At 52.6% G+C, this 13972-nt stretch carries 13 protein-coding genes; 3 read left to right on the forward strand and 10 right to left on the reverse strand.

The features are described 5' to 3' along the window. Positions 1-50: 50 nt before the first annotated feature. The 9 genes from FE784_RS22760 to FE784_RS22800 form a co-directional block, all read right to left on the reverse strand. Positions 51-965: an AraC family transcriptional regulator gene (locus FE784_RS22760; RefSeq protein ID WP_176706445.1), complete on the reverse strand. Its 915-nt coding sequence runs from the start codon at positions 963-965 to the stop codon at positions 51-53. Between the two features lie 85 nt (positions 966-1050). Next, positions 1051-1935: a carbohydrate ABC transporter permease gene (locus FE784_RS22765; RefSeq protein WP_139604527.1), complete on the reverse strand. Its 885-nt coding sequence runs from the start codon at positions 1933-1935 to the stop codon at positions 1051-1053. 18 nt (positions 1936-1953) lie between these two features. Further along, a complete protein-coding gene (locus FE784_RS22770) occupies positions 1954-2811 on the reverse strand; it encodes an ABC transporter permease (RefSeq protein WP_139604566.1) in 858 nt (285 codons plus the stop codon). Positions 2812-2959: 148 nt separating this feature from the next. Then, the gene (locus FE784_RS22775; RefSeq protein WP_139604528.1) at positions 2960-4642 is read right to left on the reverse strand and encodes an extracellular solute-binding protein; all 1683 of its coding nucleotides are present in this window, start codon (positions 4640-4642) and stop codon (positions 2960-2962) included. Between the two features lie 84 nt (positions 4643-4726). Next, positions 4727-6367, reverse strand: coding sequence for a response regulator (locus FE784_RS22780; protein WP_246132138.1), 1641 nt, complete (start codon positions 6365-6367; stop codon positions 4727-4729). Further along, entirely contained in the window at positions 6351-8141 is a 1791-nt protein-coding gene (locus FE784_RS22785) for a sensor histidine kinase (protein WP_139604530.1), read from the reverse strand. Before FE784_RS22785 ends, FE784_RS22780 begins: the two co-directional genes overlap by 17 nt. Positions 8142-8451: 310 nt before the next feature. After that, positions 8452-8727: a CD3324 family protein gene (locus FE784_RS22790; RefSeq protein WP_139604531.1), complete on the reverse strand. Its 276-nt coding sequence runs from the start codon at positions 8725-8727 to the stop codon at positions 8452-8454. After that, the gene (locus FE784_RS22795) at positions 8720-9649 is read right to left on the reverse strand and encodes a hypothetical protein (RefSeq protein WP_139604532.1); all 930 of its coding nucleotides are present in this window, start codon (positions 9647-9649) and stop codon (positions 8720-8722) included. The genes FE784_RS22790 and FE784_RS22795 overlap by 8 nt, the downstream gene beginning before the upstream one ends. Continuing rightward, positions 9621-9872, reverse strand: coding sequence for a hypothetical protein (locus FE784_RS22800; protein ID WP_139604533.1), 252 nt, complete (start codon positions 9870-9872; stop codon positions 9621-9623). The genes FE784_RS22795 and FE784_RS22800 overlap by 29 nt, the downstream gene beginning before the upstream one ends. Before the next feature lie 176 nt (positions 9873-10048). On the opposite strand from FE784_RS22800, the gene FE784_RS22805 reads away from it, so the two are divergent. From FE784_RS22805 to FE784_RS22815, 3 genes are all read left to right on the forward strand, one after another. Next, on the forward strand, positions 10049-10351 hold the full coding sequence (locus FE784_RS22805; protein ID WP_139604534.1) for a hypothetical protein: 303 nt from the start codon (positions 10049-10051) through the stop codon (positions 10349-10351). Between the two features lie 205 nt (positions 10352-10556). Then, the gene (locus tag FE784_RS22810; RefSeq protein WP_139604535.1) at positions 10557-11036 is read left to right on the forward strand and encodes an RNA polymerase sigma factor; all 480 of its coding nucleotides are present in this window, start codon (positions 10557-10559) and stop codon (positions 11034-11036) included. Beyond that, the gene (locus FE784_RS22815; protein WP_139604536.1) at positions 11037-11654 is read left to right on the forward strand and encodes a zf-HC2 domain-containing protein; all 618 of its coding nucleotides are present in this window, start codon (positions 11037-11039) and stop codon (positions 11652-11654) included. Between the two features lie 295 nt (positions 11655-11949). Here the strand turns inward: FE784_RS22815 and FE784_RS22820 are convergent, their stop codons facing one another. Beyond that, a complete protein-coding gene (locus tag FE784_RS22820; RefSeq protein WP_139604537.1) occupies positions 11950-13935 on the reverse strand; it encodes an FG-GAP repeat domain-containing protein in 1986 nt (661 codons plus the stop codon). Positions 13936-13972 lie beyond the last annotated feature (37 nt).

The raw sequence follows: 13972 nt of genomic DNA on the forward strand, positions 1-13972 counted from the left end.
TTGATCAATTATGCGGCGGAGACAGCCGGTTCCCGAGTGACGTTATGCGTTTACCGGTCGCTCTCCGCCGCATCGGCGGCGTTTCCCCGTCGAAGCTCGGACGGCCGCATCCCGAGCAGCAGCTTGAAGTGGCGACCGAAGGCGGACGGGGACGGGAAGCCCGTCAGCTCGGCAATTTCCGCGATCGACATGTCCGGGGCGGCCAGCAGCAGCCGTTTCGCCTCGGCTACCCGCTGTACAATCACATATTGGTAAAAGCTGATTCCCGTCTCTTTTTTGAAGCAGCGGGTCAGGTGCTCCTCGCTGGCGGCAAATCGCTTCGCCATTTCCTTTAACGTCAGCCTTTCGCCCAGATGGCCGCATACGTAATCCGAACAATGCCGTACGAGCTCGTTGGGCTGCCGGTTGCCCGGCCATGCCGCCGGGGAGCCGGATTTTTGCAAAACCCGCTGGAGGTAGACGCTCAACTGCAGCGCCAGGCTTACTGCCATGCATTCCCACCCCGTCTCCTTGCGCTCCAGCTCGTACTGCAACAGCCGACACATCCCGTCCACCTGGCGGAATTGCGGCGGACTTAACATCGTTCCCAGGCAGCCGTCCACGGGAATCCACGAGCAGTCGACCAAGTACCGCAACGCCTGCACATTGGCTGGCAATGGCTCGCTTTCCCCCAAATTCAAGCAAATGACTCGCCGCTTGTATCTGCCCTTCGAAATCATCTGATGGGGCGTATTGCCCCTGAACAGCAGCACCGATCTCGGGAACTGCGGGAATACCCGCCTGCCTACGACCATCGCGCCAGACCCTTCCAACGTCAAATGAATTTCCAGACCGGGTTGGTAATGCAGGTCGCTCCCGACCAGCCACTGATCGGTGACCATTACGACCGGGAAATCGTTCAGGCGATCGACGATGTCCTTATTCCAACGAGGCGGTTTCGGCTTGATGCGGCCGTCTTTAACCATCGTTAACCCTCCTCCGCTATCCATTCGGCACGATGCGATCCGACCGGGGGCTGCCTCGGGAGTTGGCTTGCTTGCGCCGCCGCGCTTATTCCTTCACGCTGCCCATGACAATCCCTTTCACAAAAAAACGCTGCAGGAACGGATAGACCGCCAAGATCGGAAGCGCGCCCAAAAAGATTTGAGCCGCTTTCGCCGTCCGGTCGCTCACTTCCGCCAACGAATCCAAATCGACGTTCGGATCGAGCGCCAAATCCTGCTGAATAATCACGGTTTGCAAATAGCTTTGCAGCGGATAATGGTCGGGCGAATTCATGAAGATCAAGCCGTCGAACCACGAATTCCAATGGCTCACCGTAGCGAACAAAGTGATGGTCGCCAACACCGGCGTGGACAGCGGGACAAATATGCGCCATAGCGTCGTCCAATGCCCGGCGCCGTCGATATATGCCGCCTCCTCCAGCTCCTTCGGAATACCGCGAAAAAAATTGATCAGCAAAATGACGTTGAACACAGGCACGGCCGACGGCAGCACAAGCGCCCAGATCGTGTCCATAATTCCGGTATAGCTGACGATCATGTATGAAGGAATCAGGCCGCCGTGAAAAAGGATGGTGAATACGAATATCCAGACATACAGCGTTCTCCATCGAAATTTGTGCACCTCCTTTGCCAAAGGAAACGCCACGAGCACCGCCAGCAGCATGTTGATCGGTACGCCTGTCAGTACCCTCAGCATAGTGACCTGCACCGAATTCATAAACTCCTTCTTGCCCGTCACGAACGCGTACGAGCTGATCGTGAAATCGACCGGCCACAGCTTGACCAGACCGCCCGCGGCCGCCGCGCTGGAGCTGAACGATACGGCCAATACGTGAAGCAGCGGCAAGATGCAGATGGTGGACAATACGCCCAAAATCATATAATTGGAAACGATAAACAATCTTCTGCCGAAGGAAATATGCTCAACCATACCGCTTCTCCTTTCCGGTTAAAAAATTCGATAGTTGGCGAAGCGATACGCCAAATAATAAGACAAAGAAATGAATGTCAGGGAAACGACCGATTTGAACAAGCCGACAGCCGTAGCCACGCCGTACTGGGCATCCAGCAAGCCTATGCGGTATACGAACGTATCGATAATATCCCCCGTCTCGTACACTTGGGGGCTGTATAGATTGAACACCTGGTCGAAGCCGGCATTCAGCACTTGCCCGAGGCTTAAGGTCGTCAGCAATATAATGACGGGCGCCATGCCGGGTAGCGTAATATGCAGCGTCTGCTTCCAGCGGCCGGCTCCGTCGATCGCGGCCGCTTCGTACAGCGACGGGTTAATGCTGGTCAGTGCGGCCAAATAAACGATCGTGCTGAAACCGAAATCTTTCCAGGTGTCCGACAGCACGAGAATATAACGGAACCAGTCATTGCTGCCGAGGAAAAAAATCGGCTCGATCCCGAACGCGGCCAGCAACTGATTGACGATCCCCGTCGAGGGGGACAGGATGTCGATGAGGATGCCGCCCAAAATCACCCACGATAAAAAATGGGGCAAATAAACGAGCGTCTGAATGCCTCTCTTGAACAGTTCCTTGCGAACCTCGTTAAGCAGCAGCGAAACCGTAATCGGCACGATCAATCCGGCCACGATTTTCATAAAGGAAATGAGCACCGTATTCCATAGCACCCTACCGGTATCCGGCATCGCCATGACATAGCGGAAGTTGTCCCACCCCGTCCACTTCGATTCGAATATGCCCAGAGCGGGAACGAACTTTTGAAAGGCGATGACTATTCCGAGCATCGGCCCGTAGCTGTAGATGACGATTAACACAAGAGCCGGCAGTATCATAAGGTGCAGCGGGAGATTATGAGCCCTCTTCTTGGCAGACACGCGAATCCTCCTTGTCGAAAGTACGTATGCGGCGACGTATCGCCGTAAGAAACACAAGGCGGGAGAAGGGCTCCTTCTCTCCTTCTCCCGCCGCTCTTCCTGACAATTATTTCGTTTGATGCCACTTGTTGACTTCCTGCGTAATCTGGTCGCCGCCAAGCTTTTTCCAATCGTCGACATATTTATCGAAGCTGTCGATCGAATCGCCCAAAATGATTTTCGTGAACACTTCCAACTCCATCTTGTTCAAAGTCGATTCCTTGGCCACCATCGACTCCGTAGGGGCCGCAAAAAATTCGCTTTGCGTCAGCATCTTGTTGTTCACGTACTGGTTAATGATAGAGAACGCGCCGTTTTTCCCGTATATTCGCTCACGCGCCCAATCCGACGAGGCACCTTTGCCGCTTTCCCAATTCACGATTCGGTCGTACACCGTAACTTCTTCCGGGTTCAGAGCGGACTTGTCCTTGCTCTCGAGCGCCTTCACGACGTGAAGATGGATCTCCAGGTTTTTGCGGGCCGGCCAAGCTACGAATGGCATGTACGGGTGCCGGTTGATGCCGTCCTTGTTGAAATGCTCGGCATAGTTTTCAACCGCTCCTTTTCCCCAACCGTTTTCCACGAACAGATTGATCGCTTTGAGCAACGCTTCCGGATGCTTCGTACCTTTCAACACCGCGTAATAAGTGCTCGTCGAGAAGCCGACCTGCGGGTTAACCGGCTTACCGCTCGAGGACACGATCGGATACGGTACCCATTGGGCGTCTTTGTTGTTCGCGACATTGTCCGCGAAGTAGCCGATCGGGTTGGACATCGTTCCGTAGATCAAGCCCGCCCGGTTGGATATCGCCAATTCGGCCGCCTTCGCCGCATCCTTGACGCCGAACTCCTTGTCGATTTCGCCCTTTTTGTACATGTCCTGCAACGAGGCCAGAGCCGCCTTCATTTCGGGCTGGATGCTGCCGTACGCCAGCTTGCCGCTCGCGTCCTTGATCCACAACCGGGGATAAGCCTGGTAGCCGTTGAAGAAGCCCTTCAAATCGGCGAAAGCCCCGTATAAATCCTTGAACAGAAGCAAGCCGATCGTATCGTTTTTGCCGTTTCCGTCAGGGTCCTTCGTCGTAAAAGCGGTCGATATGGCCTTGACGTCCTCCATCGTTTTGGGTGCCGGGAGCTTCAGCTTATCCAGCCAGTCTTGACGAATCCAGATCAGCGGCGCTCCGTCCATCGAGGACCCGGTGCTCGGAATGGCCATCAGCTTGCCGCCGAAGGTCGCGGAGGCGAGCGCGGTCGTTCCGTCCTGGTTCATCACTTCCTTCGTCAACGGCGCCGCGTGCTTATTGTATACTTCCGTCAAATCCATCAGTCTGCCCGCTTCATGCAATTGCTGCAGCTGCTTCGCATTGACGGGGATGAACTGCGGCAAATTGCCCGAGGCAATCGACACGTTCATCTTTTGCTCCCCTTGCCCTCTGTCCACCACCCAATCGTTTTTCACCTTGATGCCCAGCTTGTCGAGCAACGATCGGGTCCAAACGTTATTGTCGATCGAATCTCCCTGCGGGTACTTGATCGTCGAGTCGATCATTTTGACGGTCGTGATCTCGATCGGCGGGTCGTATTTGCCGAAGTAAGGGTCCGCCGGAATCTCCGTTTTTGGTGCGGCGGTACCCTCCTTACCCGCTCCTCCGTCCTTTGCGGCTCCCGTGCTTGCCGAGCTGCAAGCGGATACAAAAACGGCAAGACATAGGCCGATCATGGACAGCCCTGCTTTGGACCTTGCTGACATCTTTCGTTTCCTCCCCTTTTTTAAAGTTTCTCTTGATAGCTCTAATCATAAAAGGTTGGAAACATCCCGTATATGTCACTTCTTTTAGAAGTCTTGTCTTTTGTTTGTTTCTTTCCATGCAGCCGCCATATCGACAGCGTTGCGGTAATCTTGAGGGGTTGCGCCGGTATGCTTTTTGAAGAAGCGGGTAAAATATCCCGCATTGCCGAATCCGACCGCAATCGCGATCTCGTGAATTTTGAATTCGGGACGGGCGAGCAGTTCCTTTGCTTTCTCCACACGCAATTCGGCAATGTGCTCGGAAAGTGTTTTTCCCGTGCTTTTCTTATACAGCACCGATAAATAAGTCGGGTTCAAATAAACGAATTCCGCCAATGCGACGAGCGACAAATCGCCGTGCAGGTGCTCGCGGATATACTGGTTGATTTTCAAAATCATGCTGTCCGTGCGTTCGACCAGCAGCCGTTGTCTTCGCGAGAACAGCTCGGCGGCCGTCTTTTTCAAATAAACGAGCGCGGCTTCTCTCGATTCGTGGGCGGACAGATTCATCAATTGTCCGACAGCGGGCCCGCCCAGAAGCGGGTCGCCCGGCTCCAATGTGTTGATCCGGGCAATCAGCAGCATCGCCACGGCATAATAAGCCTGCGTATGGAGGCCGATCCGATTCGGGATTCGCGCGTACAGCTCCTCCAGCGTCCGTTCGAATGCGACCTCGTAGCCCGATTCCAATGCCTGCTTCAATTCCTCGAGTACGAACGCCCCCGGGTAATCGTACGATAGCGGCTCCGAGTCCGGCTCCCGGTTCATCGTGACGAGCATTTCCTCCCCGTCGCCCAAGCCCAGCATCAGCGTTTGCTTCAATTGCGCATACGTTCGGGGCAGCTCCTCCCAGGAAACCGGAGCATCGGTGCACACAAGCGAGACCGGCACATTCAACACATTTTTGCATGTCAGCTGGATGCTCTCCAGTGTACCCTTGACAAACCAAGCCGTATCGCTCCACTCCTCTTCCGGAGCGGACGGCTGAATCATCCACACAAATCGGGAGGCGTCGAGCAGCACCGTCAGCAGCTTCGCTTGCGCCAGCAGCTCCACGGCCACGTTCTGGATCGCGTAGCACATCAGCATCTGATCGGAAGAGCCATAACCGGGTTCCCAGCGATCTACCTTGCCTCCAACGAACAGCACCTGTCCTTGGGGCGATAGCGGTATGTCCAGCTCCAGGAACCGCTCCGGCCGCAGATGCGCCGCTTTGTTGCGGGCGTCCGCCAAGCCGAGGAACCACTCCTTTTGCAGAAGCGGCAGCGCCCGCAAATATTGCTCCCTCGCTTTGGCGATCGCCCGGTCGTTATCCATTTCCTCATTCAGCGCACGGATGGCGTTGCGAAGTCCAAGCACAATTTTCTCATCCCCTTCCGTCTTGAGGATGTAATCCACGCCGCCTCCGCGCAACGCTTGCTGAGCATACTGAATATCGCTGAATCCCGTCAGAAACAGCACCTTGCACCGCGGCCAGCGGGCGCGAATCCATTCCAGCAGCTCCAGTCCGTTCATACCCGGCATGCGAATATCGCTCAGCACGATGTCCATCCGGATGCGCGTCAGCAGTTGCATCGCATCCTCCGCCGAGTAGGCGCGGTACAAGTCGAGCTCCAAATCGGGAATGTCCGACAGCATTTCGTACAACCCGTCCACCGTATAAGGCTCGTCATCCACGATCAGCATTCTTATCAAGGCCTTGCTCCTCCTTCAAAGGGATGATCAGTTCTACTCTCAGTCCTTGGCCGCTTCCGACTCCAAGACGCAGGCCGCCAGGCTCGCCGAATTTGATGAGAAGGCGCCTGTGCACGTTAACAAGCCCTGTGCTTTCCGTAATGTCATCCGACGACCTCAGCATCAGTCGCAGCTCATTCGCTCTCTCCTCCGTCATGCTGCCTCCGTTGTCCTCGACCGCAATCACCAACTGCTCCGGTGTCTTTCGGGCCGTTACATGGACCCAGCCGTCCTTCGCTTTTTGCTCGAGCCCGTGATGATAAGCGTTCTCCAAAATCGGCTGCAATATGAGACGCGGTATCATCATATCCCCGCAGCCCTCCGGCAGCCCGTCGAACCGGGACACGATCCGGTTGGCGAACCGGACGGACTGGATTTCCATATAATTTTTGACATGACTCGCCTCCTTCTCTAGAGGCACCTCTGCCATCCCGTCCCGCGCAATGTATTGAAAGTAATCCCCAAGATGCTTCGTAAATACGACTACATTGTCATGATCGCGGAGCTGCGCCATTCGGTACAGGATGAAATACGTATTGTACAAAAAATGCGGGTTGATCTGCGATTGCAGATGGCGCAGCTCGGCCAGCCGCACCCGGTATTGCTGCTCGTATACTTGATGGATCAGCACGTTCAGCCGCCCGATCATCGCATTGAACTGCTTGTACAAATAGCCGAATTCGTCGTTGGACGAATAGTCAAGGGCGAAATTGAAGTTCCCCTGCTCCACTTTCCGAAAGGCGCGCACCAACGCTTTCAGCGGCCGGTGAATGATCCGGTATATACCGTAGGAAAACACAAGCATAATCAGCACCGATGCTACGGACAGCACCAGCAGCCAGGCTTGGAAGTTTTGCAGCGGCTTGTACACGTTTTGCAGCGGTACGAACATGATCAGGCGCGTATCCAGCCGCGTCGATTGCTTCTGCACCACCATGTACTCCTCGCTGCGGATCGTAACCGTCCAGGCCTCCTCTCCTCCGGTGCCGTCCGACTGCCCGAGCCGGGAGAGGATGTCGTCGCCGATCGTGCCGTCAGCCGAACCCGCCACGACCCAATGCTCCCGGTTGCCGGCCAGTACGGCTCCGCCCCCTCCGTTCGTGTACTGGCTGAGCTTGGCAGCCATCGCTTGCCGGGACACCTCGACCGACAATAAAAAGAGCGGCTGCCGGTATCCATTCAAAATGGCGTCGGGGTAGGAGACGCTTATAAAGATCCGGTTTTGCCACAGCTGGAACGGCGCCTCGAACAGGTTGACCGCCCGGGCCAACGCTTGAAACTCCGTACGGTCAAACGCGGCGATCACATTGGCATTGGCGGAAACCGTACGATCGATGGCCGGAATGTATGCGCTGACATTTTCGATGAACTGGCTCGAGTTTTTGAACAGATCGAGCCGGTTTTTTAACCGCAAAATCGCCTGCGTTTTCTCGATATCCGACATAATTTCGCTGGATGAGCTGAGCTTCAGCAAATCTTCGTCATTTACATATTCTTGAAGCAGCCGGATCGTCCGATCAAAATCCGCATCGAGCATATCCATATACAGGTTTACACGGGACGTGAGAGAATTGGCGATTTCATTTTTCACATTGGTTGATCCGTATTCGTTCATCTTCAATCCGATGGCATAGAGCGGGCTTAATACAAGCAGAAACGTTAGGACTACCTTCGGTAAAATTTGCAACGATCTTAACCGGCTCAACCATAGCCGCGACGTTTTCATTTGATCGCTCCTCCAGTTTAAAGCACCACGGCGCACGACGGCTTGCTGACGATAGCTCCCCCTCCTGGCTCGCTTCGACGATTCTGACTCGATTCTATTTCCCGTATGCCTCTAAAGTCAATACAGTCAGCCTTTGTCAAAATCGCTGGCATACGCCGAGCGCTCGAGAATACCGAGGTGTCGCATGAAGAACAAAGACAGCCGAATATCTCGAAAGAGAGCTCGCGGCCACCAGTACAGGAATACCTATTACATGTAAAGAAAGAGGAGCCGTCGGCACAACTCAATCCGGCGGCTCCCGTCTATTGAACTACGATAATTCGGTATGCTGTCCATACAAGATTCCTCTTATTCGTTCCTCGCTCAAATAATACATTTCCGCAAGCTCCGCTACGCTTGTGCCGTCCATATATTGACGGAAAATTTCGTTATTTCTGTGTTCGATTTCGGCGCGTGAGCCGCTCTTTTTTCCCCACCCGATCCTTTCGGTTTGAGGGATATATAGATGCTCGCCTCTCACATATTTCTGAATTTCTCGAATCAAGCTTTCGGGCAGCACGTCGCGTGCGTTTTTGTATTTACTCATGTCCCGTATCGAGCATTTTAGCCAGCCCGAAGAAGTGACTGTTGATCTGGTCGAAGCCTTCCCGAACCATGAGCGTAAACGTATCGACTTCCTTCAAAGACATGAGCGAGTTAACGGCGTGCAAATCCAGCTGCTTTATCGACCATAACGCTCCTTGCAGGAATCTCCGCTTTTCCGCGCGGGGGAGTTCAAATTTCGGTCTAAAATGGACGTTAAAGGCGGCTCCAAAAAGCTGGCCGTTCGGATTCTCTATGACCTTGTAATAAGCGACAGCGGTAATTTCGTTTTCTGTGTTTCTCATCGTCAGCACAACGTTGCTGGGCTTGGCCGCTCGGAACTGGAATTTAAATATATACGCATTAGTTACGCTGTCGTCGTCCAGCAGCATCCGATGTATTTCATCCAGGCTCAGCGATTCCGTTTGAATCGATTCGGTGTCCAGATGCTCAGGAGAGTTCCATTCGTTCAATAGAAGTTGCGCGGAAACGCGTAAATGCGGATCGATGTTGTGAAAACCTAGACGCTCCAGCCAAGCGATTTCACGGTTATAAATTTGACCGAATTCCGTGAACACAAAGTATGTCAGCCGTTCCCCCCCGCTTTCGATCACGGACTTCGTACACCTTTCCAACAACTCGGTCAGAATTGGCTGGGAATCCCGATCTTCGATGAAGTACATCATGTGCCCATCTTTACCACGAAATTCGACGCTCATAAAAGCGATAATCTTAGATTCCGCTTCCGCGACAAATCCTTTAAGGTTCAGCGTTGGTTCCTGCTCGCTTGGAAAAAACAAGCTTCGAACTCGGTCCGGGTTACGGGGAAAAGCCTGAATTTTCCTGTTTGCCATCAGATTACAAACACGTTCAAAGTCATCCTCTTGTCTAAGCTCTCTAATCGAATACTGCGGCTGTAATTCCAATCCGATCATCTCCCTTTTGGTTTAGGATGATTTTATTATGCGGGATAGAAAAGACAAGGGAAATCTTGTATTTTTTTATAAAAATAATCGAACAAGGAGTGAGCTTAACTCGTCCTGTCGTGTATGCCATATCCGACATCGGCATCGTTTCCCCGGCTTCCGCCGCCATAACCGCAACCGCGATTGCAATCGAAGCGCCTTGCAGGCAACCCCCGAAACCCACGATTCCTCCCTGTGCGGAACCGCGGATTTTTCGTCTGGCGCCCGAAAAACGCCTCCGCGCTTAACAATAATCCATACAATCTGGAACCGTTTGTTTATATAATTCGCCCCGTTTCTTTCCAATAATGAGAATAAAAGCGGTTATTCATAACCATTCACATTGGCAAGGGGGCAAATATGGCAATAAAGATTACAGGATTGAAGCTGCTCGGGTTATACGGAGCTGTCGTTTTGATCACATCATGCGGTGTTTCGAAAAAAGGAGCCGAAGAGGATCCCGCTTCGGGAGCCGCTCCGATCGTTCCCGCCGAGCAAGTCGTATTGGTCGCGATCCGCAATGCGACCGCCGACGGAGTTTTATACGGACTCCCCTATCTCATACAAGTCAACGGTTTTTACTACTTCTCCCGTTTGGACAATGCTGACCAAAATCCTGGCCACTTTTCCGTTTCTCCAATCGCTAACCGCCGATGGGTATAATTCTACTGTACGGCTTCCCCCACGGGCAACCGCCCGCAACACGAACCCGGCCTCAAGAAGGCGATGTCCAGCCCACAAAGAATCGAACGTTACGGCTCCAAGCCCAGCTTTACGTTAAGGTATACTATTCAGGACGAAACAAAATTTTAAATTCAATTGTAACGAAATATAAATTTCTAAGATATATAGTCAAGGGGGTGAGAGAGTGGCGGAGGATATGGAGAACATTTATAAAGACTATGCAAAAAGTGTCTACAGATATTTGCTTAGCCTTACTCATGATGAAGATTTAGCCGAGGAATTAACGGAGGAAACATTTTACCGCGCTGTATACTCTATTCATACCTATAACGGCTCCTGCAAAATAAGTGTATGGCTTTGCCAGATCGCCAAGCATATTTGGTATCAGGAGCTTGAAAAAAAGAAAAAGTATTCAAGCCTTGAGTTGCATGAATATATTCCTTCGCCGAGCATGTCGCCGGAGGAAGCCACGCTGTTTCAGAGCAACAAAATGGAATTGTATAGAGCCATCCACCAATTGAGTGAACCTATGCGGGAAATTGTCCATATGCGAATATCTGGCGAATTTTCTTTCGCAGAAATAGGCGAAATACTTGGCAAAAGCGAAAACTGGGCACGCGTCACTTTCTACCGAGCCAAACAAAAACTTATGGAGGTGCTATAAATGACCAAATGCCATATTGTTCAAGACCTGTTACCAAGTTATATAGACGGATTGGTCAGCGCGGAAACAGAAGCCGACATCCATCAACACTTGCAGGAATGCGATGCATGCCGTGCTCTTCATGCCAAGTTGTCCGCTCCAATCGAGAACGCCACTTCCCAAACCGATAAAAAGGAAATTGACTTTCTGAAGAAAGTAAGAAAAAAAACAACAAAAAAAATGGTGGTGGGACTGGCGGTATCCCTACTAATTTTTGCATCGTTGACTTACTTTCTAGCCATAGGCTCCCCCGTCAGCAAGGAGGATCTTATCTATACGACCAATGTCGTGGGCGACGAGTGGCGAATGGATCTTGAGCTAACAAACGGCAAGGCCTTGCTTGTGAGGACAGAGCCGATTTATGGTGAAGAAAATAGCAAGGGTATCAAGCCTGTTGTCGGCATTGTTGTAAAGCCCTACCAATTGCTGCCTTCACCGCTCTTGGAAGGCGACAATAAAACCTTTATGTTTGGCAGCACGATTACTAGTTTTAACGAGCATGATTATAAAATCATTCTTCGGCTAGGAGACGGTGACATTGTTTATACGTCAGCTAATTATGACAAGCAGCAACCCTAACCGCTTAGAAGACTAAAGGGTCAAGGCAAAGCAATTATTGCGTACTTGTACTCATGGCCGCTTTCTTATCGTTGGCGAATCCCATACTTTTTTTCTTGAAAATTTTCAGGACAAGTATCAGCAGATCGGATACTATTTGATGGTATGTTTTCTGACACACAGTCTGAACATCCAAAAGGCCGCCGAAGCAATCGGCGGCCTTGCTAGTGATTGAACTATCGAACCCGCTTGAAAGAGCTGATCATCATATCATACAACGAGACGTCCATTTCCGTAATTAATTCGATGCTCATGATCATGAAATCGTTTTCCAATAGCTCGCCACTCCCGGCTCGCCTCCAGCGTAAACAAGCTCCAGTTCGCCATCGCCGTCCAAATCCAGTACGCGTTTGAGCAGCGCCATACCAGGCACGACCTTGCCCGTATAGTGCAATCCGACCGGACTTGCCGTTTTGTATACCCGGGCGGTCTGCATGTCTGCGCCGGACATGATGATCACTTCTTTGGAACCGTCGTTGTCCAGATCGACGGCTTGAATCTCGATCATTCTATTCGTGGTCGCGATCAACTCGTGACCGGTAATCGGCAGGTTTCGGGCCGGTTCGAGGATCGGCAGTCCGTCGGGTCCGACTCCTTTATTGAGCATGTAGTAGATGCCCGCTCCGGGATTCGGGTCGAAATGGAATCCCCCCTGGTACGTCGCTCCGCCAACGACCAAATCTTCGAGCCCGTCTCCATTCAGATCGACGGCGGCCGGACATACCCGGTTATGAATGCGGATAACATTGCCGTCACAGTCCTTCAGCGGACCGACGGACCGAAACTTGAATGTCCCGTCGCGCACCGCTTCGCCGTCGTCGACCAGCAAGTACAGCAAGCCTTTGTCGCTTCCCGCAATTAGATGCTGGCGTCCGCTGCCGTCGAAGTCCCATTTGGCGATTTGATGGAAGCCGCTTTCCGGGGACTCCTGCGCGTCCGTTTCGCCTTCCATGCGGAAAACGCCATCCTGGTCTTCCACAGCTTTTCTTTCCGGCGATAAATAAACGCCATCAGCCGTATTCGTAATTTCGCGCACCTCGATGTGCGTCCACGTGCTGTCCGCCAAATATCGTTTCCCGGTTCGCCGGTCATCCAGCACTTCGGAATAATTGTACCCGGACGTAACCACGTTCCGGCCGCTGATCGGACCGATGCAGGCATATTCCGGCACGATGCCGCCACACTGTTTATTCCTGAGCCTCAGAATATGAGTTCCCGCCGTAAGCAGCAGATCGTTGCGTCCATTCGAAACGTCCACAATCAGCTTCGCATGCAAGGAAAACAGCCCGAACATCGACTTTTCCAGTCCGTCGATCCTCACTTCGCCCAGATTTCGGAAAACAGGCTTTCCGTTGTCGGTTGCAGTTACCCGCTGCAAATAGATCAGCTTCGGCAGCCCGTAACCGGCCAGCACGAGCAGATCGTCGGAACCGGTCTGCGGATTGCGATAGAGCGCGGGTCTTGTAAAATAGCCTTGCAAATGCCGACTGTTCTCGAGCCCTTCTCCCAATAAAAAAGGAGCCCCGTTCTCGTCGCAAATTTTCTCGCCAGGCCGGGCGTATTCCGTACCATACTTTTCCAAATAGGTTTTCCCGTACACCGCCTTCGATTCCGCCCAAGGCTTCGTATACGGCGTGCCGGCATACCGCGGCTTCCCGTCTCCGCCGCTTTCGTCGGGCAGCCACCATAAATTTCCGTACATATCGCCGACGATCAGATCGATTGAGGAGCGGTACGGATTCGGGTATACCATCGGGTATATATAATTGTAGAACAGCGGATCGACATAGCCGCCACCATCGCCCGACTTATGGTATGGATTGTCGTGAGGAATGTTGAGCAGCAGGCCCGAACGGCTGTCCCGGACGGTCTCCGCGTATTCGAACATTACGTCCGGATACGTTCCTTTGCGTTTGAACAAATACAGAAATCCGTGCCGGTCGGACACGATCAGGTCGTCCTCGCCGTCCCGGTTCCAGTCGGCGGGGATTCCCATGGTCGGGACAAATTTGTTTTTGCATACCAGCTTCGGCGGAGTGTTCAACTCGTCTTCGTGCAATTGGTCGGTCGGATATAGATAAATCCCCGTCCAAATTCGGCTGAGGAGCAGATCGTTCGCTCGCCCATCCGACCAGTTGACGATGGCACCCGCCATGACGAGACCGAATGCGACTGGTCCGTATTCGGTCTTGATCGGAATTGGTTCGCCGAATTGTAACGCATGTTCCACCGATTCTGTCATTGTGTACCTCCACGAAATTTTGATTTTGATTTGGAAG

It is taken from the genome of Paenibacillus hemerocallicola (assembly GCF_006265175.1).
Taxonomy (GTDB): Bacteria; Bacillota; Bacilli; order Paenibacillales; family NBRC-103111; genus Paenibacillus_AB; species Paenibacillus_AB hemerocallicola.